The sequence below is a fragment of the Enterococcus sp. DIV2419 genome (assembly GCF_051711865.1).
GTDB lineage: Bacteria > Bacillota > Bacilli > Lactobacillales > Enterococcaceae > Enterococcus > Enterococcus faecalis.
Genome location: NZ_JBIONS010000001.1, coordinates 652,501 through 674,859 on the forward strand (window position 1 = coordinate 652,501; position 22,359 = coordinate 674,859).

A 22,359-nucleotide genomic window follows, 5' to 3' on the forward strand; every position below is an offset into this window, starting at 1 on the left:
CTATTAAGACCTTAAAAGATGAATTAGAAAAGCACGGCCATGAAGTGTATATTTTTACGACAACCGATCCTAACGCGACTGATTTTGAAGAAGATGTCATACGAATGCCTAGTGTGCCATTCGTATCTTTTAAAGATCGCCGAGTAGTGGTTCGCGGCATGTGGTACGCCTATTTAATTGCCAAAGAATTGGAATTAGATTTAATTCATACACATACTGAATTTGGTGCGGGTATTTTAGGGAAAATGGTTGGGAAAAAAATGAAAATTCCTGTCATCCATACGTATCATACGATGTATGAAGATTACTTACATTATATTGCTAAAGGAAAAGTTGTCCGTCCATCACATGTTAAATTCTTTTCAAGAGTGTTTACAAATCATACGACAGGTGTTGTTTGTCCCAGTGAACGTGTAATTGAAAAATTACGGGATTATGGAGTGACCGCACCAATGAGAATTATTCCAACAGGGATCGAAATTGATAAGTTTTTACGTCCCGATATTACTGAAGAAATGATCGCTGGAATGCGTCAACAACTAGGTATTGAAGAGCAACAGATTATGTTGTTATCGTTAAGTCGAATTTCTTATGAAAAAAATATTCAAGCAATTATTCAAGGGTTACCACAAATTATTGAAAAATTACCACAAACTCGTTTAGTAATAGTTGGAAATGGTCCCTATCTAGAGGATTTAAAAGAATTAGCAGAAGAACTAGAAGTCAGTGAATACGTTCAATTTACGGGTGAAGTGCCAAATGAAGAAGTCGCCATTTATTATAAAGCTGCTGACTATTTTGTCAGCGCCTCAACGTCGGAAACACAAGGCTTAACTTATACAGAAGCGATGGCTGCTGGCGTTCAATGTGTTGCAGAAGGGAACGCCTATTTAAATAATTTATTTGATCATGAAAGCTTAGGCAAAACTTTTAAGACAGACAGTGATTTTGCCCCAACATTGATTGACTATATACAAGCAAATATTAAAATGGACCAAACTATTTTAGATGAAAAATTATTTGAAATTTCTTCTACAAACTTTGGCAACAAAATGATTGAATTTTATCAAGACACATTGATTTACTTTGATCAACTTCAAATGGAAAAAGAAAATGCGGACTCAATTAAAAAAATTAAAGTAAAATTTACATCTTTAAGAAAATAAACTGCAAAACTTTCCTCCTTCGTTTATACTGAAGGAGGAAAGTTTTTTATTTTAAGAACGGAGGAAGCTACTATGTCTAAAATCGGCTTTATTGGAACGGGTGTCATGGGAAAATCAATTATTCGTAACATGATGAAAAACAATTTATCTGTCAATGTTTACAATCGAACAAAAAGTAAAACAGATGATTTAGTTGCTGAAGGAGCAGTTTGGTATGATACGCCAAAAGCAATTGCGGAAGCGAGTGATATCATTTTTACAATGGTTGGCTTTCCTTCAGATGTTGAAGGCGTGTATTTTAATGAAACAGGGATTTTTCAAGCAGATCTTACAGGTAAAATAGTAGTAGATTTAACCACAAGTACGCCGACCTTGGCTGAAAAGATTGCCAAAAAAGCAGCAGAAGTGGGTGCTCATGCGTTGGATGCGCCAGTTTCTGGTGGTGACTTAGGTGCTAAAAATGGTACTTTAACAATTATGGTTGGTGGCGATCAAGAAAGTTATGACACCGTCTTACCAATTTTCAAAACATTTGGTAAAACGTTTATGCTACACGGCTCAGCTGGAAAAGGGCAACATACTAAGATGGCGAATCAGTTAATGATTGCAGGCACAATGACCGGTTTGACTGAAATGCTCGTTTATGCAAATGCGACAGGATTAACTTTAGAAAAAGTTCTGGAAACAGTCGGTGGTGGCAGTGCTGCAAACTGGTCATTAAGTAATTATGGACCACGTATTTTAAAAGAAGATTATACGCCAGGCTTTTTTGTTAAACATTTTATCAAAGATTTAAAGATTGCGTTAGATGAAGCAAAAAAACTTGACCTTCCATTACCAGCGACGCAAAAAGCGACAGAATTATATGAAAGCCTTGCAGATAAAGGGTTTGAAAATGATGGCACACAGGCCTTAATTAAGCTTTGGTGGACAGATGGCAAGCAACCAACGAATAAAAATTAAAGAACAACAAAAAAATCAAAAAAAATGACGAAAAATCATGCAAGTTAGGCAATGTTTTGTTACAATGGTACAGAACTAGTTTGCAAAAGGAGGCCCACTGATGAAACATTCACAACTTGTGGCGATTATTAAGAGACTGGAAGCAATGATCGAAGCAGCAGATAATGAAGTACAAGTACGCCGCTTTGAACGTGAAGGCGTAGAGAAATGTATTGTAAGTTTTGATAAATCAACAGAAACATTTGAATTAACAGAATCTGATACGCACCAAAGCTATCAATTCGATAACATCGATATTGTAGCAATGGAAATTTACGACTTAATTCAATAATTAATCGTCCTACATTTTAATAAGGGAGTGGAGTAGAAGCACCAAAGCTTCTGGTTCACTCTCTTCTCGTATTATCCAGTCAAGTTGTAGCAATAGCTTAGTGGGAGTTTAAGAATTATATAACAAAAATCACTGGCACTTCTCAATCAGGGGAGTGCCAGTGATGCTTTTTAGTTGCACTTCTTTCCTTTTTTTGTGAAAATAGTTTGGGTATCAAAGTAATTGATCTTTTTTTTAAAAGCCTCGTCCCTTGAAAATGCGCCTTTTTTGAAATATTTGAAGAATATTTCATTAAAAATATAGAAAATTCTCTTGCATTCTTTGCTTATTTACGATATAGTTTGAACATCAAATGTTTTGATAATCAAAGTATATGGATGGTGCACAGAATGGAACCTAATTTAGAAACAGTCAACGATTACTTAGTCAGTGTCTTTAATGACATCTTAACGATTGAAGAATCTGAATTGAAAAAATCACAATTTAATGATTTATCCATTACGGAGATGCACACAATCGAAGCAATTGGTATGTACAAGAAAAAAACGTCTTCAGAAGTAGCCAAGGAACTGTCAATTACCGTCGGAACACTTACTGTAGCGATTAACAACTTAGTTAAAAAAGGCTATGTTGAACGTTTGCGTAGTGAAGATGATCGACGTGTAGTAAAGCTTGGCTTAACCAAAAAGGGAAAATTACTTTTTAGAGTCCATCAGCATTTTCATCGTGAAATGGTTAAAAACATTTTGAAAGGCATGGAGCAAGAAGAAGAACAAGCGCTGTTAAGAGCACTAAAAAATCTTCATGATTTCTTGCAAGAATACAAATAAAAAGTGAGGATCCCCATGAAGAATTATGCACGAATTAGTTGTACAAGCCGTTATGTTCCAGAGAATTGTGTCACGAATCACCAACTGAGTGAAATGATGGATACCTCTGATGAATGGATACATTCGCGAACAGGCATTAGTGAACGTCGTATCGTTACGCAAGAAAATACGTCTGATTTATGTCATCAAGTCGCAAAACAGTTATTGGAAAAATCTGGAAAGCAAGCAAGTGAGATTGACTTTATTTTAGTCGCAACAGTGACACCAGATTTCAATATGCCTTCTGTTGCTTGCCAAGTGCAAGGCGCAATTGGCGCCACTGAGGCCTTTGCTTTTGACATCAGTGCAGCGTGTTCTGGTTTTGTCTATGCCTTAAGCATGGCAGAAAAACTAGTCTTAAGTGGTCGTTATCAAACAGGTCTAGTAATTGGTGGCGAAACATTTTCCAAAATGTTGGATTGGACCGATCGTTCCACAGCGGTGCTTTTCGGTGATGGGGCTGCCGGCGTCTTGATTGAAGCGGCTGAGACACCGCATTTTCTAGATGAAAAATTACAAGCAGATGGACAACGGTGGGCGGCTTTAACGTCAGGCTACACGATCAACGAAAGTCCTTTTTATCAGGGGCATGAGCAGGCTAGTAAGACGCTACAGATGGAAGGACGTAGTATTTTTGATTTTGCGATTAAAGATGTTTCACAAAATATTTTATCCCTCGTGACGGACGAAACCGTGGATTATCTTCTACTACATCAAGCAAATGTGCGCATTATCGATAAAATTGCACGTAAGACGAAGATTTCCCGCGAGAAGTTTTTAACGAATATGGATAAATATGGCAATACCTCAGCTGCTAGCATTCCCATCTTGTTGGATGAAGCAGTTGAAAATGGGACCTTAATTTTAGGTTCCCAACAACGCGTGGTGCTAACAGGATTTGGCGGCGGCTTAACATGGGGCTCACTGCTCCTAACGCTGTAAAAAACTGTTCACATATAAATGAAGAAAATGACTATTTTGGAGGAATATACACATGGTATTTGAAAAAATTCAAGCAATTATCGTAGAAGAATTAGGAAAAGATGCTGAAGAGGTACAATTAACTACAAACATTCAAGAAGAATTAGACGCGGATAGCTTAGATTTATTCCAAATCATTAACGAAATCGAAGATGAATTTGATGTGAAAATCGAAACAGAAGATGGCATCCAAACCGTTCAAGATTTAGTAACATATGTAGAAAAACAACAAGCAAACTAATACATGAAAATAGGGGGCTGGGACATTTAATTGCTAAATGACCCAGTCCCTAAAAAAACAAGTAAATAAGCTGGAAAAATCCTTTTTTACTTGAATGAAGTGTACTTATCTTAGAACTAAAGGACGTATAAAATCAATGAATCAACAGTTATGTGAGTTGCTTGGAATTAATTATCCCATTTTTCAAGGCGGTATGGCTTGGGTAGCCGATGCTTCATTAGCAAGTGCCGTGTCAAACGCTGGTGGATTAGGGATTATTGCTGGCGGCAATGCCCCAAAAGAAGTCGTAAAAAAAGAAATTAAAAAAGTTAAAGAATTAACGGAACAACCCTTTGGTGTCAATATCATGTTACTTTCACCTTTTGCCGATGAAATTGTCGATTTGGTTTGTGAAGAACAGGTTCCTGTCGTAACGACAGGTGCGGGCAATCCAGCCAAATACATGGCTCGTTTTAAAGAACATAACATTAAAGTAATACCAGTAGTTCCTTCTGTTGCTTTAGCAAAAAGAATGGAAAAGATTGGTGCCGATGCTGTCATTTTTGAAGGAATGGAAGCTGGTGGACATATTGGCAAATTAACCACTATGAGTGGCTTACCGCAAATCGTTGACGCCGTGTCAATTCCTGTGATTGCAGCAGGTGGGATTGGTGATGGTCGTGGTATGGCTGCTGCCTTTATGTTGGGTGCTGAAGCAGTCCAGTTAGGTACACGTTTTTTAATTGCCAAAGAATGCAACGTTCATCCAGATTATAAACAGAAAGTTTTAAAGGCACGTGATTTAGATGCAGTAATTACCTGTCAACATTTTGGCCATCCAGTGCGTACTTTAAAAAATAAATTAACCGCTCAATATAATCAATTAGAAAAGCAAGAACTCCAAAAAGAAGTGCCTGATTTAGAAATGTTTGAAAAAATTGGTCAGGGCGCTTTACGCAAAGCTGTCGTTGACGGGGATATGGATTACGGTTCCGTCATGGCGGGACAAATTGCCGGGTTAATAAAAAAAGAAGAAACAGCCCAAGAAATCATTGATTCACTCATGTCTGAATGCAAAGCGATTGTACATAAGATGAATCAGCGTTGGGGCTAAGTGAATAATTTTAACAAAAAATGAGGTGTCGTATGAAAACAGCGATTTTATTTAGTGGACAAGGAGCCCAGTATCAAGGGATGGGTGAAGAATTATATCACCAAGAAGCGATTGTTCGGGAAACCTTCGATGAAGCAAGTCATATCTTAGGTTATGAGATGGCAGAACTTTGTTTTACTGAAAATGAACGTTTAAATGAAACAGAATATACGCAACCTGCTATTTTGACAGTCAGTGTCGCATTTTACCGTCTTTTGCAACAAAAAGGACTAACGCCTGATGTCGTAGCGGGTTTAAGCTTAGGGGAATATAGCGCATTGGTTGCCAGCGGGGCTTTGCGTTTTTCAGAAGCAGTGGCCTTGGTCCAAAAGCGCGGTCAGTACATGACAGAAGCGGCACCACAAGGGACTGGCAAAATGGTTGCTGTCATGAATGCTGAGCGTGAAGTAATTGAAAAAGCCTGTCAAGAAGCCAGTGCTTTCGGAATTGTGGCTCCAGCAAATTATAATACACCACAACAAATCGTGATTGGTGGTGAGGTTACTGCTGTTGATCAAGCGATGACACTTCTCAAAGAAGCTGGTGTAAAGCGAATGATTCCGTTAAATGTGAGTGGCCCTTTCCATACGGCGCTGTTACAACCAGCATCAAAAAAATTGGCTCAGGATTTAGCAAAATTGAACTTTCAAACGATGCAAATTCCTGTCATTAGTAATACGACTGCCGAAATTATGCCCCAAGAGGCAATTCAAGCGTTATTGGAAAAGCAAGTCATGTCTGCGGTACGTTTTGAAGACAGTATCGAAACGATGAAGGCTATGAACGTGGGAACGATGATTGAAGTTGGTCCAGGGAAAACATTAACTGGTTTTGTTAAAAAAATTGACAAAACAATTGAAATGCACCGTGTGGAAGATGTTGCAACATTAACAGAAACGTTAACAGCACTTACTGGGAGGTAAAAAATGGAATTAACAGGAAAAAACGTATTTATTACTGGAAGCACTCGTGGGATTGGCAAAGCAGTTGCATTGGCTTTTGCGAAAGAGGGCGCCAATATTGTTTTAAACGGTCGGAGTGAGATTACGCCAGAACAACGACAAGAAATTGAAGCCTTTGGGGTAAAATGTATTGGCCTTTCTGGAGATATTTCTGATTTTGATGCAGCAGGTGAGATGATTCAAGCAACCGTTGACCAATTAGGCTCGATTGATATTCTGGTGAATAACGCTGGGATTACGAATGATAAATTATTATTACGAATGACAAAAGAGGATTTTAATGCCTGTTTAGATATTAACTTGGTAGGAACTTTTAACATGACCCAACAAGCGGTTAAGCGTATGATGAAACAACGAAGTGGTCGGATTATTAATATGGCTAGCGTTTCCGGTTTAATGGGAAATGTTGGTCAAGCAAACTACGCTGCGAGTAAAGCGGGTGTCGTTGGTTTTACTAAATCGGTGGCACGAGAAGTTGCGCCGCGCGGTATTACCTGCAATGCGATTGCACCAGGGTTTATCCAAACAGAAATGACGGATGTTTTATCGGAAAAAGTTAAAACACAAATGAATGCGCAAATTCCCTTACAAACGTTTGGGCAAGTCGAAGATGTCGCAGCTACAGCGATTTTCTTAGCTAAAAGTCCCTATATTACTGGGCAAGTCGTGAATGTTGATGGCGGCTTAGTCATGCACGGATAAACGAAAGGAGTCAAAAGGATGAATCGAGTAGTTATTACCGGTTACGGTGTCACCTCGCCGATTGGCAATGAACCTGAGACTTTTTTAGAAAGTTTGAAAACAGGGAAAAATGGTATCGGACCGATTAGTAAATTTGATGTTAGTGAAACAGGTGTCACCTTAGCAGCTGAAGTGAAAGACTTTCCAATGGAAAAATATTTTGTTAAAAAAGATGGCAAACGCATGGATAAGTTTTCGTTATTTGGCATTTATGCGGCCTTAGAAGCAATGGCTATGAGTGGCTTGGATACCAGTCAACTAGATGTGGATCGGTTTGGCGTTATGGTGGGTTCCGGGATTGGTGGTTTAGAAACAATTCAAAATCAAGTAATTCGGATGCACGACAAAGGACCTGAACGTGTGGCACCGTTATTTATTCCAATGGCGATTGGAAACATGGTGGCGGGAAATATTGCTTTACGTGTTGGTGCCAAAGGAATTTGTACTTCAACAGTGACGGCTTGTGCTAGTGCAACTCATTCAATTGGGGAAGCGTTCCGCAATATCAAACATGGCTACTCCGATGTCATTATTGCCGGTGGAGCAGAAGCGCCTATTACAGAAATCGGTATTTCAGGATTTGCTTCCTTAACCGCTTTAACAAAGGCGACTGACCCAGAAAAAGCCTCAATTCCCTTTGATAAAGAACGTAGTGGATTTGTGATGGGAGAAGGAGCGGGTGTCTTTATTTTAGAATCATTAGATCATGCTCTAGAACGAGGCGCAACTATTTTAGGTGAAGTGGTTGGCTATGGTGCTAATTGCGATGCCTATCATATGACATCACCAACACCAGATGGGAGCGGCGCAGCGAAAGCCATGGTACTAGCAATGGAAGAAGCGGGGATTTCTCCAGAAAAAATTGGCTATATTAACGCCCATGGAACAAGCACACAAGCCAATGACAGTGCAGAATCTAAAGCAATTGAATTGGCTTTAGGTGATGCCGCAAAAACGGCGTATGTAAGTAGTACGAAGAGTATGACGGGACATCTCTTAGGCGCCGCTGGTGGAATTGAAGGAATTGCTACCCTAAATGCTTTACAACATCAATTTATTCCGCCAACCATTAATGTGGAAAATCAAGATGAAGCAATTACGGTGAACGTTGTTTTAAACGAAAGCAAAGAGCATAAATTTGATTATGCTTTAAGTAACTCGCTAGGCTTTGGTGGCCACAATGCAGTTATTTGCTTAAAACGCTGGGAGGATTAACATGCAGTTAGAAGAAGTAAAAGCATTATTAACACAATTTGATCAATCAACTTTAACCGAATTTGATTTACGAGAAGGCTCGTTTGAATTATATATGAATAAAAATACAGTTTCTGGACGAAGTGCCGTAGAACCAGTGGCGCAACCACAAGAAACACCAGTAGCCGCTAGTGGTGTGTCAGTGCCTGTTGAAACAGTTTCTGTCGTTGAAGAAACGCCAACCAATACACCAACAGCCAATGAAAAGACAGAAGAAATTACGTCACCCATTGTAGGAATCGTTTATTTACAACCAGCACCAGATAAAGAAAACTTTGTCAAAGTAGGAGATACTGTTAAAACGGGTGACGTTGTGTGTATCGTTGAAGCGATGAAATTAATGAATGAAATTACGGCGACAGTTGACGGTGTGATTACTGAAGTATTAGTCAACAATGAAGATGTGGTTGAATTTGGTCAGCCGCTATTCCGAGTTGCTAAAGGAGAATAAAACATGAAATTAACAATTACAGAAATTCAAGAAATTTTACCACATCGCTATCCCTTTTTACTATTAGATAGTGTTGAAGAAGTTATTCCTGGGGAACGTGTTGTAGCGAAAAAGAATGTAACGGTTAATGAGCAAGTTTTTCAAGGTCATTTTCCTGGGAATCCTGTTTTGCCAGGAGTTTTAATTATTGAATCGTTGGCTCAAGCAGGCGCCGTGGCATTACTTTCAATGCCTGAATTCAAAGGGAAAACGGCATACTTTGGTGGATTAGATAAAGCAAAATTTAGACAAAAGGTAACACCAGGCGACACATTAATTTTAGAGGTTGAACTTTTAAAAGTCCGCGCTTCTGCTGGAATGGGTAAAGGTGTGGCAAAAGTTAATGGAAAAAAAGTTGCCGAGGCTGAATTAACCTTTATGATTGGATAGGTGAAAAATGTTTTCGAAAGTATTAATCGCAAACCGCGGAGAAATCGCTGTTCGTATTATTCGTGCCTGTCGCGAATTAGGCGTCCAAACAGTTGCTGTTTACTCTGAAGCGGATCAAGAAGCGTTACACACACAGTTAGCAGATGAAGCCATTTGTATTGGACCGGCGAAAGCAACTGATTCTTATTTAAATGTTCAAGCTGTTTTAAGTGCAGCGATTGTTACCAATGCTGAAGCGATTCATCCAGGGTTTGGTTTCTTATCTGAAAATAGTCAATTTGCTTCAATGTGCGAAGAATGCAACATTACTTTTATCGGTCCTAAAGCAGAAACGATTGATGCAATGGGCAATAAAATAAACGCACGTCAACTGATGCAAAAAGCCAAGGTACCTGTTATTCCTGGGAGTGATGGCGTCATTAATTCTGTCGAAGAAGCGTTGACGATTGCTGAAGAAATTGGTTACCCAGTGATGTTAAAGGCAGCTGCTGGTGGTGGCGGAAAAGGAATCCGAAAAGTTCTTTCAAAAGAAGAGTTACCGAAACACTTTACTTCAGCGCAGCAAGAAGCCAAAGCCGCATTTGGTAATGATGATATGTATTTAGAAAAAATTATTTATCCAGCACGTCATATCGAAGTGCAAATTTTAGGTGATCAATATGGGCATGTGATTCACTTAGGGGAACGTGATTGCTCACTACAAAGAAATAATCAAAAAGTGTTAGAAGAATCACCATCGATTGCTATTTCTGAAGAAAAGCGTCAGATGTTAGGCGAAACGGCCGTTCGAGCAGCCCAAGCTGTGCATTATGAAAATGCCGGAACCATTGAATTTTTGATGGATCCAGCTGGCGACTTTTATTTCATGGAAATGAATACCCGCATCCAAGTCGAACATCCAGTTACGGAGATGGTAACAGGGATTGATTTAGTCAAAGCACAATTAGAAATTGCTTCAGGTGAACCTTTAGGCTATACCCAAGAGGATGTTACCATGACTGGGCATGCGATTGAGTGCCGAATTAACGCTGAAAATCCTGCCTTTAATTTTGCTCCTTCACCAGGTAAAATTCAAAATCTCTTGTTGCCTAGTGGTGGAATGGGCTTGCGTGTAGACAGCGCTATGTATTCAGGGTATTCAATTCCACCTTATTATGATTCAATGATTGCGAAAGTCATTGTACATGGTGAAAATCGTTTTGATGCCTTGATGAAAATGCAAAGGGCTTTAAATGAAATTGTAACAGAAGGTATTATTACGAATGCCGAATTCCAATTGGATTTAATTACACATGACAATGTTTTGACAGGTGACTATGACACAAGCTTTTTACAAGAAACATTTCTACCAAATTGGGAGCCAGAAAGCAATCATTAAAGAAAGAACGCCGCAAGAGCTCTCTTGCTTGGAAAGATCATTGATCTTTTGAAAGAAGCTGTGCTCTTGCCGCTAAAATACGAGGAGTAAGCAAATGGCATTATTTAAAAAGAAAAATTACATTCGCATTAATCCAAATCGTGCTGATGCAAATGATGCATCAAAGAAGCCTTCTGTTCCAGATAATATGTGGGCAAAATGCCCTTCTTGTAAGCGAACACTGTATACAAAAGAAATGGGTGCAGAAAAAATCTGTCCGCATTGTGGCTATAGTTTTCGGATTGGTGCATGGGAACGATTAGCGATAACCGTTGATGAAAAAAGTTTCCACAATTGGGACAGTGAATTAGTGACAAAAGATCCACTAAATTTTCCTGGTTATCTTGAAAAAATTGAAAAAATGCAAGAAAAAACTGGGCTAGATGAAGCTGTCTTAACGGGAGAAGCAACAATTGAAGGACAAGCTGTTGCAATTGGAATCATGGACGCTAATTTTATCATGGGCAGTATGGGAACGATTGTTGGTGAAAAAATCACACGCTTGTTTGAGCGGGCGACGGAAAAGCATTTACCAGTAGTGATTTTCACTGCATCTGGTGGTGCCCGTATGCAAGAAGGAATTTTTTCATTGATGCAAATGGCGAAAATTTCGGCCGCTTTGCAACGGCATAACAAAGCAGGGCTGCTGTATCTTACGGTATTGACTGATCCAACGACTGGCGGTGTTACCGCAAGTTTTGCGATGGATGGCGATATTATTTTGGCAGAGCCTCAGAGTTTAATCGGTTTTGCTGGCCGCCGTGTAATTGAACAAACGATTCGTCAAGAGTTGCCAGATGATTTTCAAAAGGCCGAGTTTCTTTTAGAACATGGTTTTGTAGATCAGATTGTGCCAAGAAATCTTTTGCGTCAACGATTGAGCGACTTGTTACGTTTACATTCTTTGGAAGGGTGGCGCTAACATGGAAAAGAAAACAGCCAATGATGTTGTTACCTTGGCAAGAGCCCAAGATCGTTTGACAACTTTAGAATATATAGAAGCAATTTTTGAGGACTTTTTAGAATTTCATGGGGATCGTTACTTTGCCGATGATTTAGCTGTAGTCGGTGGTGTTGCTACTTTGCAAGGGAAACCAGTTACAGTGGTAGGTATCCAAAAAGGCCGAAATCTACCAGAAAATATTGAACGTAATTTTGGTTCACCTAATCCTGAAGGGTATCGCAAAGCGTTACGTTTAATGAAACAAGCGGAAAAATTTAACCGCCCAGTCATTACCTTTGTGAACACTGCTGGTGCCTATTGTGGAATTGGTGCCGAAGAGCGAGGAGAAGGGGAAGCCATTGCGCAAAACTTGTTAGAAATGTCTGATTTGAAAGTGCCAATCATCTCAGTCATCATTGGTGAGGGCGGCAGTGGCGGTGCTTTAGCTTTAGCAGTCGCAGATGAAGTTTGGATGTTGGAACACACGATTTATGCGGTTCTTTCGCCAGAAGGTTTCGCCTCTATTTTGTGGAAAGATGGCAGTCGTGCGAAAGAAGCAGCAGAATTGATGAAAATCACAGCGACAGAGCTGAAGGAATTAGCTATTGTAGATAAAGTAATTCCAGAAGTTATGAACGGTCGGCCTCTGGAACAAGCAAAAATTAATCGCATGTTACAAAAAGCGTTCATTTCAAAATTAACTGAATTAGCTAAATTAGATACGGAAACGTTACTAGAAAAAAGATACCAACGTTTTCGCAAATATTAGAAGTTACTACTCATCAACGAACTTTTCAGGGGTTGATGGGTGGCTTTTTTTATTTTTTTCTTTTATTTTACTTGTTCTTTTACAAGGAACGACCGTCCTTTATAGAAATTTTCAGTAAAATGCAGTATAATACAATAGGTAGAGACTGAAGCATAATTGTTTAGTTATGTTTCAGTCTCTTAAAATCGAAGAAACTACATAGTGTCAGTGAGAGGAGTCACGATGTTTTCAAAATATAAACCGACATGGATGATTGATGCGATTTATAAAATTACCCCCGCACAATTAAAAAAACTAGGGATTAAGGCAGTACTAACTGACTTAGATAATACGTTAATTGCTTGGAATAATCCCGATGGAACAGAAGAATTAAAAACTTGGTTATTAGAAATGAAAAATGCAGGAATTACTGTCCTCGTTGTTTCAAACAACAAAGACAGCCGGATTAAACGCGTTGTTGAAAAGTTTGACTTAGATTATGTAGCACGTGCCTTGAAACCAACCGCACGTGGCTTCAAATTAGCAGAAAAAAAATTAGGCTTGAAGCCATCTGAAATGTTAATGGTCGGCGATCAGATTATGACAGATATTCGGGGAGCTAACGCAGCGTGTATACGCAATGTTTTAGTTCAACCGATTGTCGATACAGATGGCTGGAATACTAGAATCAATCGGTTCTTTGAACGGAAAATTATGAAATACTTATCAAAAAAACATCCAGAAATGACATGGAGAGGCGGATTAGAATGACAGAGGCAGTTCATTGTATTGGCTGTGGTGCGATTATCCAAACGGAAAATCCTCATGAATTAGGCTATACACCAAAAACAGCTTTCGAAAAAGGAATGGAAACAGGGGAAGTTTATTGCCAACGTTGTTTTCGCTTAAGACATTATAATGACATTCAAGATGTCCAATTAACCGACGATGACTTTTTACGTTTATTGAATGGTTTAGGAACAGAAGATGCACTGATTGTGAACGTAGTGGATATTTTTGACTTTAATGGCTCTCTTATTCCAGGACTACATCGTTTTATCGGAGATAATCCTGTGTTGTTAGTTGGCAATAAAGTGGATATTTTGCCTAAATCATTAAAAAAACCTAAAATGGTTCAATGGATGAGAGAACGGGCCCATGAAGCAGGATTACGCCCTGTTGATGTTTTACTAACAAGTGGCAAGAAACCACAAGAAATGCAAGAGTTATTAGATACAATCGAAAAATATCGTGAAGGCCGAGACGTTTATGTCGTAGGTGTGACCAATGTTGGAAAATCAACATTAATCAATCAAATCATTCAACAAACAGTGGGTGTTCAAGATGTGATTACGACATCACAATTTCCTGGAACAACGCTAGATAAAATTGAAATTCCATTAGACGATGGCCACTTCTTAATCGATACGCCCGGAATTATTCACCGTCATCAAATGGCACATTACCTAGGTAAAAAAGACTTGAAAATTATTGCACCGCAAAAAGAAATCAAACCGAAAGTTTACCAATTAAATGCTGAACAAACCTTGTTTTTAGGTGGCTTGGCTCGCTTTGATTATGTCCAAGGTGCTAAAAGTTCCTTCATTGCCTACGTTTCCAATGACTTAAATTTACACCGAACAAAAACAGCAACCGCCGATGCTTTTTATGAAAAACATGTTGGTGGCTTATTGCAGCCCCCACGTGCCGATGAAGTCGCTGAGTTTCCTGAATTAGTGCGCTTTGAATTTTCCGTGAAAGAAAAAACGGATATTGTGTTTGCTGGTCTAGGTTGGATTACTGTCACAGAACCTGGTGTAGTCGCTGGTTGGGCGCCTAAAGGTGTCGATGTTTTACGTAGAAAAGCATTAATTTAAATTTTAGAGAGAAGGCAAACAATTTGAAACTTAGAGGAAAACAAAAACGTTATTTACGTAGTCAGGCACATCATTTACAACCTATTTTTCAAGTAGGCAAAGGTGGTTTGAATGACGCAATGATTACACAAATTGATGAAGCGTTGGAAAAACGTGAATTGATTAAAATCACGTTATTACAAAATACAGATGAAGTAGCAGAAGAGGTTGCAGAAGAACTAACAGCAGCCATTCATTGCGATGTGGTACAAATTATTGGTCGCGTGTTGGTCTTATTCAAGCCATCAAGTAAAGAAAAATATCAAAAAATTTCAGCAGCAGTCAAAGAGATTTAATATTGGAGGGATGAACAATGGGAGAAAAAAGACAAGCGCGTCAAGGAGCGGACGTTCTCTTGCAAGAGGAACCGTTACGTTTTCAAACAAGAAAGCAAGTCGGCTTGTTAGGTGGTAATTTTAATCCCGTTCATTTAGCACATCTTGTCATGGCCGATCAAGTTCAAAATCAACTAGGTTTGGACAAAGTTTACTTAATGCCTACGTACTTACCACCACATGTAGACGAAAAGAAAACAATTAGCAGTGAACATCGGTTAGCGATGTTAGAACTAGCAGTGGCTGATAATCCCTGCTTAGATATTGAGCCAATTGAATTAATTCGCAAAGGCAAAAGTTACACATATGATACGATGAAAGCTTTAAAAGAAGCCAATCCAGATACTGATTATTATTTTATAATTGGTGGAGATATGGTGGAATACTTGCCCAAATGGCATCGGATTGATGACTTACTCCATTTAGTTCAATTTGTCGGCATTCGGCGTCCTAATTATCCAACGGAATCTACCTATCCAATTATTTGGGTCGATGTTCCGCAGATGGCGATTAGTTCCACTTTGATTAGACAAAAAGTCAAAAGTGGTTGCTCAACACGCTATCTTCTTCCAGAGAATGTGATAAACTATATTCAAGAGAAGGGACTGTATCAAGATGAGCTGGATAACAAATTATGATGCTGCACAACGTGAATTATTAATGCAAAAAGTTCAAATGCAAATGAGTGAACGTCGCTTTCGCCATGTGTTAGGAGTCGAGGAAACAGCTGTGGCCTTGGCAGCGAAATATGGTGCCGATGAAGCCAAAGCAAGTATTGCTGCTTTGACGCATGATTACGCCAAAGAACGTCCAAACGATGAATTCGAGTTGATTATTCGCCGAGATGGTTTTGATTTGGCTTTATTAAACTATGGCAATGAAATTTGGCATGGCTTAGTTGGGGCGGATATTGTTCAACGGGAATTAGCCATTGATGACGAAGAAATCTTGCAGGCAATTCGTGTGCATACAACTGGGGCTGCTAAGATGAGCTTGCTAGATAAAATTATTTATGTAGCAGATTACATTGAACCAGGACGTGATTTTCCAGGTGTGAAAGAAGCCCGTGAAATTGCCCTTGTTGACTTAGATGCAGCGGTTGCTTATGAGACGAAACATACCTTGTTACATTTGATTGAACAAGAACATAAAATTTATCCAAAAACGTTAGAGACCTACAATCAATGGGTCGTTAATCAAAAATAAAAGAAGAAAGAATTACTAGGAGGGAACTATCATAGATAGCCAGAAAATTTTAGAAATTGCTGTCAAAGCAGCAGATTCAAAACGAGCAGAAGAAATTGTCGCATTAGACGTAAGAGAGATTTCATTATTAGCAGATTATTTTTTAATTTGCCAAGCCAATAGTGAACGTCAAATCAATGCGATTGTTGATGAAATTAACGAACAAGAAGCCAAAAATCAAGTAGAAGTCAAACGTGTGGAAGGTAAAGAAGGCGGAAAATGGATTTTAATCGATTTAGGCGATGTTATTGTCCATGTATTCCAATCTTCAGAACGTGCCTTTTACAACTTAGAAAAATTATGGTCAGATGCCCCAATGGTTGATCTAAGCGCTTGGGTCGACTAAAATGGCCTATGAAACGTTTGCTTTCGTCTATGACGAAGTGATGGACGAAAGCCTATACCAAAAATGGTTGGATTTTTCCAATCGTCATCTCCCACAGGGAACCCAACAAATTCTTGAAATGGCTTGTGGCACAGGCGCTTTAGCAGTTGATTTTGCGAAAAGTGGTTACGATGTGACGGCCTTAGACTTATCAGAAGAAATGTTGATGATTGCTAGTGAACGAGCCTTTGAAGAAGAAGTACCAGTTCAATTTGTTCAGGGAAATATGCTAGATTTATCTGAAGTGGGACAATACCAAGCCATCACTTGTTTTTCTGATTCACTGTGCTATATGGCTAATCGCCAAGAAGTACAACAAGTGTTCGATGAAGTTTATCAAGCGTTAGAAGAGGAAGGAACATTCATTTTTGATGTTCATTCTACTTACAAAATTGATTCAGTTTTTCCAGAATATAGCTATCATTATCAAACAGAAGAATTTGCTTTTCTATGGGATAGTTACGCTGGTGAAAAAGAACACAGCATCGAACATTTCTTAACATTTTTTGTGAAAGAACAGGAAACAGATGAGCACTTTGTTCGGTATGATGAATTGCATCAAGAACGAACCTATTCGTTAGATAACTATTTACGAATGTTAGAAAGTGCTGGTTTCATGAACGTCAAAGTTTATGCAGACTTTACAGATGAAGCACCAACTGAAACAAGTGAACGCTGGTTCTTTGTTTGTCAAAGAGATTAATAAGATTTGGCTTATGAGCTTGGGACAGCGCTTAAAAACGTTTGTCTCTTTGCTGATAAGTCCATTTTTTTATAACGGAGGTGGCTAGAGTGAAAGCCTGTGGCATTATCGTGGAATATAATCCCTTTCATAATGGACATCGCTATCATGCCCAACAAGCTCGCCAACAAAGCGGAGCTGAAGTAGTGATTGCTATAATGAGTGGAAATTTTTTACAAAGAGGAGAACCAGCCTTACTAGATAAGTGGGCCAGAGCAGAAGAAGCTTTGCAAAATGGTGTGGATTTAGTCATTGAATTGCCGACAGCTTGGTCGGTACAGTCTGCGGATTACTTTGCCAAAGGCGGTATAAAATTATTGCAGGCGTTGCAATGTGAGAGCTTATGTTTTGGAACAGATAGTACAAGTGCAATTGATTATGCGGCTTTCGGCCAGTTTGTCCAAGAAAACCAATCCTTAATTGATCAAACGTTTCACGCATTGACAGACAAACAATTGAGTTATCCACAAAAAATGACTGCTGTTTTTCGTCAAGTATATCCTGAAAGCAGGTTTGATTTTTCTTCGCCTAATCATATTTTGGGGATGAGTTATGCAAAGGAAAATGCCACGTATCCAACCCCGATGACGCTCTACCCAATTGCTAGAAAACAAGCGGGCTTTCATGATGCAACGATTTCTGGGAAAGTTGCTAGCGCCACGGCGATTAGGCAAAGTGTTTTTCAACAAGAAATAACGCAAGTGCTGCCAACGGTTCCTTCTATAACCGCACAACATTTACAAACACAGACAATGATTTCATGGGAAAACTATTGGCCCTTCCTAAAGTATAAAATTGTTCAATCCTCGTTAGAAGAGTTACAAGCCATTTACCAAATGACGGAAGGACTTGAATATCGACTAAAAGATCAAATCCAAGCAGCAGGTTCTTTTCACGAATTAATGGAACGTATGAAAACGAAGCGTTATACTTGGACAAGGTTGCAACGATTAGCAACCTATATATTGTTAAATATGACCAAAGAAGAAGTTGAAACTGTTTGGCAAAACAGTTATCTCCATGTGCTAGGATTTACGCCAAAGGGACAAGCTTATCTAAAAGAAACCAAAGCACAGATTCAATTGCCGGTAATTTCCAAAGTATCTAAAGAAAACCGCGCAATGCTTTCGTTAGATATTCGCGCCAATCAACTATATCAGATGGGAGATTCTTCTTTAAAAGAACAAAATTTTGGTCGGTTTCCCTTACGATTTTCGCCAGATACCTAAAAAATACTTAACAAAAATCAGTTTCCCCAGTATAATAAACAAGGGATAAGATACTAACAACAAATCAGAGAAAGCGAAGTGAGAATATGGGCCGTAAATGGGCAAATATTAAAGAGAAAAAAGCTGCCAAAGACGCAAACAATAGCCGTGTTTATGCAAAATTCGGGATTGAAATTTACGTAGCAGCGAAGTCAGGAGACCCTGATCCTCATGCAAACCAAAAATTACGGTTTGTAATCGAACGCGCCAAAACATACAATGTACCAAAACATATTATTGATCGCGCTATTGAAAAAGCAAAAGGTTCAGCAGATGAACAATATTCTGAATTACGCTATGAAGGATTTGGGCCAAATGGTTCAATGGTCATTGTTGATGCTTTAACAAACAACGTGAACCGAACAGCAGCAGATGTACGGGCCGCATTTGGTAAAAACGGCGGAAACATGGGTGTCAGCGGTGCTGTTTCCTACATGTTTGATAATACAGGTATCATTGGCTTTGCTGGTGACGATGCGGATGAAATTTTAGAATACTTAATGGAAAAAGACATTGATGTTCGCGATGTTGTTGAAGAAGACGGTCAAATTATCGTTTACACAGAACCAGAAGATTTCCACCATGCACAAGAAGCGTTAAAAGAAAAAGGCATTGAAGAATTCACGGTTACTGAGTTAGAAATGGTTCCACAAAACGAAGTAACATTAGAAGGCGACGATTTAGCGAACTTTGAAAAAATGTTAGACGTTTTAGAAGATTTAGAAGATGTTCAAAAAGTTCATCATAATGTAGATTTACCTGAATAATCCATTTGTTCGTTTGTTTTAAGATTTAGAAAGTGAGCCATCGGTCATTTTGACTGATGGCTCACTTTTTTTCATATAATACATAGAAAAAAGAAAGTTGATTGATAGGTCCATGTGACACAAAGCATTCAATGACAGGTTCAACTTTTGTCTGTTCCATAAATATTTGTCTAAACAGTTGAATTAATAGTACAATAGTCTAGTAAGATAGATCATTGAACGGGGTGAATAGGCGTGAAAAAGGGAATGTTCGCGTTTTTTGTCGGGCTAGCGGTTTTATCATTAACTGCTTGTCGGGAACCAAAAGAAAAGAAAGTGACCGCTTCAACGGAGGCATCCTCTAAAGTTGAAGAGACGAATGAAAAAACGAGTGAAACAATTGATAAGACAAACGAACAAGCGAGCAGCAGTGTCGAGTCTAACGAATCAGTGAAAAGTGAAGAGTCTGCAGCTGATGAAAACAACAGTCAGCTAACCACAGCTGATTTAGATACTACAGCGATTAATGCTGGCGATTTTACTACTTTAGTTGGAACATGGAAAAATGGTAAAGGAGAGAGTTTGATCATTCATCCTGATGGTAGCACAAATACCGGAGGAATGATTACGAAGGATTCACCTACTGATGAGTCGCGACCAATTACAAGCTTAAGTATTAGGTGGGGGCCTACTGGTGCTGCGCTATTATTATATAGAATTGGTGTTGAAAATCCTAACGGCGACCAATCGGATAAGACGAAACCGCGATTGTTAATTACTCAAGATAGTGGAAATTATCCTGCGGAAGAGTATTACTATCGTTCTTCTGAAGAGGAAAATCAAGACCAAAATGAAGAGGCAAAAATCATCGATACACAAGAAAAAGCAGAGACATATATTAGAAAGACACTGACTGATGCAGAAAATAATGATACGAACCTTGGATTTTTGGGTATGAATGGAAATGACTTCTTTTTTAGAGCCCAATCGAAACAGATGGTTGCAAATGGAGGGACAGGGACTGTCGGTTTTTACAGAGTATCACCACAAGGAGCAGTCAGAATAACGGATGCACGAGGCAACTAAAGATAGTCTAGTGGCAATCTATTTAATTCCTATAAAAGTAGCAAAATAAGAATGAAATGATCACAAAATCTTCACATTTAGTTTGTAAGATATAAGCATATCAACAAACAACCTTAACAACACAAAACACTTTTTCATTTTTAACTCCTTTCCCGTCCTTACCCAAAGGGCGGGTCTTTTTTATGTTCAAAACGATTCGCTCAAGATACCAAAAAGCCAGCTTGTAGTAAGCTGGCTTTTAACTCTTTACATGTTGGCGCTTGTAGACACGAGATAATAATTAAGGTGTTGGAACAGTTGGTGAATAGTTCGTTTTTCGACCATAAAGTTCTTGTGTCGCCGCCGAGATATACGCAGATGAATCTTTTCCTGGGAGGTTATACATTAGATAAATACCATATTGCTCCGCTTTTGTACGTTTGGCATATTGCGCAGCTAGATTTTGATTGACACCAACTTCAACGGCAGAAGCACCTAAACGAGAAGCAGGCATACCTGCAATTTGTGGTGGATTCCAGGTACTATAATAAGGGTTCCAAGCATAATCAATTAAAGAACTCATTTGAGGATTAGCTGAAGAGTTCGCAGCCGCTGGTCCAATATTATAAAAAGTAATTAATTTATCATTGCCTAAGCGATTTCTTAAGGCTTGAAGTAACCAAATGAACGAAGAATTATTTGGTTGAGGCGTCCCATTTTTTCCGTATTCAGCATACTCATCATCAAAATCAATACCATCTAAATGATACGTATTAACGACTTGTTCTAATTGAGCTGCAAAGGCATCCGCACTTTCGTAAGTTGGGAAATTAGCAAAGCCAGCACCTTCATGGTTGCCTAAAATAGACAATAGGACTTTAGTGCCGCGTGCTTGAACTGGACGAATTTGTGTTTCAGCTTCGTTTAAAGTTTGTTGGACCCGTTCATTTAGATATAAGTAAGGTTTTTTATTGACCGTATCATAATTAATATTGGCTGCAAAAATAATCCCCATATCAAAAGCAGGTTGATTGGTTCCAGCTAAAGTATATTTTCCCACATTGTTAAAATCGTGGTTGTTTACTTCTACATACATGACTGTTTTAGGTGTAACAGTTGATGCTGCTTGTACTTCAAATGCAGGTAGTGCAAACAATAACCCACCGACTAAAAGGATCAAACTTAAAAAAGTTGAAATAATCCCTGTTTTCTTGTTAAAAAAATGAGTGCTCAATTGATGCCCCATAACTTTCTCCTCCTATAAAATAAATATTGTTTGTAAGCGCTAACAAAGATATGTTATCATTTTTATAATTTAAACACAAGAAGAAGAGAACAAAAGTGAGCAAATCCACAGAATATAAAAGCGTCCTTCGCAAAATGGTCTTGCGAAGGACGCTCTTTTACCAATCAAAGAGTAAGGCATAGCCTAAAGAAAGCAGCTCTCGACCAAAATTTTTGATATCTTTTGGAAAAGAAGAAGCCGCAGTGATGCCTGAAACATTTGAGATGCCTGCTCGCTTGGCTAAAAGTTGCGAGCGGTACATGTGAAAGTCACTAGTAACAATCACTAGCCGTTTAAAAGAAAGGAGTTTTTGTGAATTGACAATATTTTCTTTGGTGCGTGTGGCACGATTTTCTAAGAGAATCTGTTTTTCTGGAACACCTTTATTTAGCAAGTATTGTTTCATAACCGCGGCTTCCGTAGCCGGCTCATCTGCTCCTTGCCCTCCGCTAACAATAACGGGTGTCTCGGGGTGTTGTTTAATATAGGGGATAGCCACATCTAACCGAGCTTGCAAAACACGGCTGGGCAGTGCGGTTTCTTTAGACGTCCCTAAAACACGGGCCCCTAAAATTAAAATAGCATCTGGTTTATCGGTGGGTTGCGTATTTTTGCCAGTAAAAATAAGTAGACCTAAAATCAAAAGAATACAAAAGCCAAAACTGACAATGGATAAACTTGTTATTTTTAACCAATGCATGAAACATCCCTCCTTGTAATGTTAGTGTATACGAAGTACCATAG

27 protein-coding genes (1 of these 27 only partly in view) are annotated in these 22,359 nt (G+C 38.8%); 25 read left to right on the forward strand and 2 right to left on the reverse strand.

Annotation, left to right across the window (positions count from 1 at the left end; all coding sequences use genetic code 11):
* The 25 genes from bgsB to IGI97_RS03175 all read left to right on the forward strand — a co-directional run.
* Window positions 1-1,166, forward strand: the 3' portion of a protein-coding gene (gene bgsB, locus IGI97_RS03055) for a cell wall glycolipid biosynthesis glucosyltransferase BgsB (RefSeq protein WP_002389260.1). 58 nt of this gene lie to the left of the window's left edge; 1,166 of the gene's 1,224 nt are visible here — the last part of the coding sequence; its start codon lies off the left edge, out of view; the stop codon is at window positions 1,164-1,166.
* A 72-nt stretch (window positions 1,167-1,238) separates the two neighbouring features.
* Window positions 1,239-2,129, forward strand: a complete 891-nt coding sequence (locus IGI97_RS03060; RefSeq protein WP_002356274.1) for an NAD(P)-dependent oxidoreductase — start codon at window positions 1,239-1,241, stop codon at window positions 2,127-2,129.
* Between the two features lie 100 nt (window positions 2,130-2,229).
* Window positions 2,230-2,460: a YkuJ family protein gene (locus tag IGI97_RS03065; RefSeq protein WP_002379802.1), complete on the forward strand. Its 231-nt coding sequence runs from the start codon at window positions 2,230-2,232 to the stop codon at window positions 2,458-2,460.
* A 389-nt stretch (window positions 2,461-2,849) separates the two neighbouring features.
* A complete protein-coding gene (gene fabT, locus IGI97_RS03070) occupies window positions 2,850-3,290 on the forward strand; it encodes a fatty acid biosynthesis transcriptional regulator FabT (RefSeq protein ID WP_002362455.1) in 441 nt (146 codons plus the stop codon).
* Window positions 3,291-3,305: 15 nt separating this feature from the next.
* Window positions 3,306-4,271 carry a beta-ketoacyl-ACP synthase III gene (locus tag IGI97_RS03075; protein ID WP_002362374.1) on the forward strand — a complete coding sequence of 322 codons (966 nt, stop codon included), beginning with the start codon at window positions 3,306-3,308 and terminating at the stop codon, window positions 4,269-4,271.
* A 52-nt stretch (window positions 4,272-4,323) separates the two neighbouring features.
* A complete protein-coding gene (locus tag IGI97_RS03080) occupies window positions 4,324-4,551 on the forward strand; it encodes an acyl carrier protein (RefSeq protein WP_002356278.1) in 228 nt (75 codons plus the stop codon).
* A 136-nt stretch (window positions 4,552-4,687) separates the two neighbouring features.
* Window positions 4,688-5,644 (forward strand): enoyl-[acyl-carrier-protein] reductase FabK, encoded by a 957-nt coding sequence (fabK, locus tag IGI97_RS03085; protein WP_002356279.1) that lies wholly within the window; start codon window positions 4,688-4,690, stop codon window positions 5,642-5,644.
* Between the two features lie 32 nt (window positions 5,645-5,676).
* On the forward strand, window positions 5,677-6,606 hold the full coding sequence (gene fabD / locus IGI97_RS03090; protein ID WP_438737964.1) for an ACP S-malonyltransferase: 930 nt from the start codon (window positions 5,677-5,679) through the stop codon (window positions 6,604-6,606).
* 3 nt (window positions 6,607-6,609) lie between these two features.
* Complete coding sequence (gene fabG / locus IGI97_RS03095) at window positions 6,610-7,347, forward strand: 3-oxoacyl-[acyl-carrier-protein] reductase (RefSeq protein ID WP_002356283.1); 738 nt, start codon at window positions 6,610-6,612, stop codon at window positions 7,345-7,347.
* Window positions 7,348-7,365: 18 nt separating this feature from the next.
* Window positions 7,366-8,601, forward strand: coding sequence for a beta-ketoacyl-ACP synthase II (fabF, locus tag IGI97_RS03100; RefSeq protein ID WP_002356284.1), 1,236 nt, complete (start codon window positions 7,366-7,368; stop codon window positions 8,599-8,601).
* A gap of 1 nt (window position 8,602) precedes the next feature.
* Window positions 8,603-9,091, forward strand: coding sequence for an acetyl-CoA carboxylase biotin carboxyl carrier protein (gene accB / locus IGI97_RS03105; protein WP_002397489.1), 489 nt, complete (start codon window positions 8,603-8,605; stop codon window positions 9,089-9,091).
* Between the two features lie 3 nt (window positions 9,092-9,094).
* The gene (gene fabZ, locus IGI97_RS03110) at window positions 9,095-9,520 is read left to right on the forward strand and encodes a 3-hydroxyacyl-ACP dehydratase FabZ (RefSeq protein WP_002356286.1); all 426 of its coding nucleotides are present in this window, start codon (window positions 9,095-9,097) and stop codon (window positions 9,518-9,520) included.
* 7 nt (window positions 9,521-9,527) lie between these two features.
* Window positions 9,528-10,898 (forward strand): acetyl-CoA carboxylase biotin carboxylase subunit, encoded by a 1,371-nt coding sequence (locus IGI97_RS03115; protein ID WP_010817634.1) that lies wholly within the window; start codon window positions 9,528-9,530, stop codon window positions 10,896-10,898.
* A 94-nt stretch (window positions 10,899-10,992) separates the two neighbouring features.
* The gene (accD, locus tag IGI97_RS03120) at window positions 10,993-11,859 is read left to right on the forward strand and encodes an acetyl-CoA carboxylase, carboxyltransferase subunit beta (RefSeq protein ID WP_002356293.1); all 867 of its coding nucleotides are present in this window, start codon (window positions 10,993-10,995) and stop codon (window positions 11,857-11,859) included.
* A 1-nt stretch (window position 11,860) separates the two neighbouring features.
* Window positions 11,861-12,649: an acetyl-CoA carboxylase carboxyl transferase subunit alpha gene (locus IGI97_RS03125; protein ID WP_438737967.1), complete on the forward strand. Its 789-nt coding sequence runs from the start codon at window positions 11,861-11,863 to the stop codon at window positions 12,647-12,649.
* Window positions 12,650-12,871: 222 nt separating this feature from the next.
* Window positions 12,872-13,399: a YqeG family HAD IIIA-type phosphatase gene (locus IGI97_RS03130; RefSeq protein WP_438737969.1), complete on the forward strand. Its 528-nt coding sequence runs from the start codon at window positions 12,872-12,874 to the stop codon at window positions 13,397-13,399.
* Window positions 13,396-14,505, forward strand: coding sequence for a ribosome biogenesis GTPase YqeH (yqeH, locus tag IGI97_RS03135; protein ID WP_033595547.1), 1,110 nt, complete (start codon window positions 13,396-13,398; stop codon window positions 14,503-14,505). The genes IGI97_RS03130 and yqeH overlap by 4 nt, the downstream gene beginning before the upstream one ends.
* A 23-nt stretch (window positions 14,506-14,528) precedes the next feature.
* Complete coding sequence (gene yhbY, locus IGI97_RS03140; RefSeq protein WP_002356298.1) at window positions 14,529-14,840, forward strand: ribosome assembly RNA-binding protein YhbY; 312 nt, start codon at window positions 14,529-14,531, stop codon at window positions 14,838-14,840.
* Between the two features lie 17 nt (window positions 14,841-14,857).
* Complete coding sequence (locus tag IGI97_RS03145) at window positions 14,858-15,517, forward strand: nicotinate-nucleotide adenylyltransferase (RefSeq protein WP_002365150.1); 660 nt, start codon at window positions 14,858-14,860, stop codon at window positions 15,515-15,517.
* Window positions 15,495-16,085, forward strand: coding sequence for a bis(5'-nucleosyl)-tetraphosphatase (symmetrical) YqeK (yqeK, locus tag IGI97_RS03150; protein WP_002356300.1), 591 nt, complete (start codon window positions 15,495-15,497; stop codon window positions 16,083-16,085). The genes IGI97_RS03145 and yqeK overlap by 23 nt, the downstream gene beginning before the upstream one ends.
* Before the next feature lie 46 nt (window positions 16,086-16,131).
* On the forward strand, window positions 16,132-16,470 hold the full coding sequence (rsfS, locus tag IGI97_RS03155; RefSeq protein ID WP_033072556.1) for a ribosome silencing factor: 339 nt from the start codon (window positions 16,132-16,134) through the stop codon (window positions 16,468-16,470).
* Between the two features lies 1 nt (window position 16,471).
* A complete protein-coding gene (locus IGI97_RS03160) occupies window positions 16,472-17,212 on the forward strand; it encodes a class I SAM-dependent DNA methyltransferase (protein WP_002356302.1) in 741 nt (246 codons plus the stop codon).
* Between the two features lie 80 nt (window positions 17,213-17,292).
* Window positions 17,293-18,480 carry a nucleotidyltransferase gene (locus IGI97_RS03165; protein WP_002362361.1) on the forward strand — a complete coding sequence of 396 codons (1,188 nt, stop codon included), beginning with the start codon at window positions 17,293-17,295 and terminating at the stop codon, window positions 18,478-18,480.
* A gap of 86 nt (window positions 18,481-18,566) precedes the next feature.
* On the forward strand, window positions 18,567-19,286 hold the full coding sequence (locus tag IGI97_RS03170; RefSeq protein WP_002356305.1) for a YebC/PmpR family DNA-binding transcriptional regulator: 720 nt from the start codon (window positions 18,567-18,569) through the stop codon (window positions 19,284-19,286).
* A 234-nt stretch (window positions 19,287-19,520) separates the two neighbouring features.
* On the forward strand, window positions 19,521-20,351 hold the full coding sequence (locus IGI97_RS03175; protein ID WP_438737971.1) for a DUF6287 domain-containing protein: 831 nt from the start codon (window positions 19,521-19,523) through the stop codon (window positions 20,349-20,351).
* 280 nt (window positions 20,352-20,631) lie between these two features.
* Here the strand turns inward: IGI97_RS03175 and IGI97_RS03180 are convergent, their stop codons facing one another.
* Together IGI97_RS03180 and IGI97_RS03185 are read right to left on the reverse strand one after the other, a co-directional pair.
* Complete coding sequence (locus tag IGI97_RS03180; protein WP_002382461.1) at window positions 20,632-21,576, reverse strand: endo-beta-N-acetylglucosaminidase; 945 nt, start codon at window positions 21,574-21,576, stop codon at window positions 20,632-20,634.
* A gap of 157 nt (window positions 21,577-21,733) precedes the next feature.
* A complete protein-coding gene (locus tag IGI97_RS03185) occupies window positions 21,734-22,315 on the reverse strand; it encodes a YdcF family protein (protein ID WP_002359392.1) in 582 nt (193 codons plus the stop codon).
* Window positions 22,316-22,359 lie beyond the last annotated feature (44 nt).

Coding starts and splice junctions, on each gene's coding strand:
- IGI97_RS03060 (WP_002356274.1), top strand. CDS start 1,239: ATGTCTAAAATCGGCTTTATTGGAACGGGTGTCATGGGAAAATCAATT.
- fabK (WP_002356279.1), top strand. CDS start 4,688: ATGAATCAACAGTTATGTGAGTTGCTTGGAATTAATTATCCCATTTTT.
- IGI97_RS03075 (WP_002362374.1), top strand. CDS start 3,306: ATGAAGAATTATGCACGAATTAGTTGTACAAGCCGTTATGTTCCAGAG.
- fabD (WP_438737964.1), top strand. CDS start 5,677: ATGAAAACAGCGATTTTATTTAGTGGACAAGGAGCCCAGTATCAAGGG.
- IGI97_RS03130 (WP_438737969.1), top strand. CDS start 12,872: ATGTTTTCAAAATATAAACCGACATGGATGATTGATGCGATTTATAAA.
- IGI97_RS03115 (WP_010817634.1), top strand. CDS start 9,528: ATGTTTTCGAAAGTATTAATCGCAAACCGCGGAGAAATCGCTGTTCGT.
- IGI97_RS03170 (WP_002356305.1), top strand. CDS start 18,567: ATGGGCCGTAAATGGGCAAATATTAAAGAGAAAAAAGCTGCCAAAGAC.
- IGI97_RS03160 (WP_002356302.1), top strand. CDS start 16,472: ATGGCCTATGAAACGTTTGCTTTCGTCTATGACGAAGTGATGGACGAA.
- yqeK (WP_002356300.1), top strand. CDS start 15,495: ATGAGCTGGATAACAAATTATGATGCTGCACAACGTGAATTATTAATG.
- fabZ (WP_002356286.1), top strand. CDS start 9,095: ATGAAATTAACAATTACAGAAATTCAAGAAATTTTACCACATCGCTAT.
- accD (WP_002356293.1), top strand. CDS start 10,993: ATGGCATTATTTAAAAAGAAAAATTACATTCGCATTAATCCAAATCGT.
- fabG (WP_002356283.1), top strand. CDS start 6,610: ATGGAATTAACAGGAAAAAACGTATTTATTACTGGAAGCACTCGTGGG.
- IGI97_RS03185 (WP_002359392.1), bottom strand. CDS start 22,315: ATGCATTGGTTAAAAATAACAAGTTTATCCATTGTCAGTTTTGGCTTT.
- fabF (WP_002356284.1), top strand. CDS start 7,366: ATGAATCGAGTAGTTATTACCGGTTACGGTGTCACCTCGCCGATTGGC.
- IGI97_RS03125 (WP_438737967.1), top strand. CDS start 11,861: ATGGAAAAGAAAACAGCCAATGATGTTGTTACCTTGGCAAGAGCCCAA.
- accB (WP_002397489.1), top strand. CDS start 8,603: ATGCAGTTAGAAGAAGTAAAAGCATTATTAACACAATTTGATCAATCA.
- fabT (WP_002362455.1), top strand. CDS start 2,850: ATGGAACCTAATTTAGAAACAGTCAACGATTACTTAGTCAGTGTCTTT.
- yqeH (WP_033595547.1), top strand. CDS start 13,396: ATGACAGAGGCAGTTCATTGTATTGGCTGTGGTGCGATTATCCAAACG.
- IGI97_RS03145 (WP_002365150.1), top strand. CDS start 14,858: ATGGGAGAAAAAAGACAAGCGCGTCAAGGAGCGGACGTTCTCTTGCAA.
- IGI97_RS03065 (WP_002379802.1), top strand. CDS start 2,230: ATGAAACATTCACAACTTGTGGCGATTATTAAGAGACTGGAAGCAATG.
- IGI97_RS03180 (WP_002382461.1), bottom strand. CDS start 21,576: ATGGGGCATCAATTGAGCACTCATTTTTTTAACAAGAAAACAGGGATT.
- IGI97_RS03080 (WP_002356278.1), top strand. CDS start 4,324: ATGGTATTTGAAAAAATTCAAGCAATTATCGTAGAAGAATTAGGAAAA.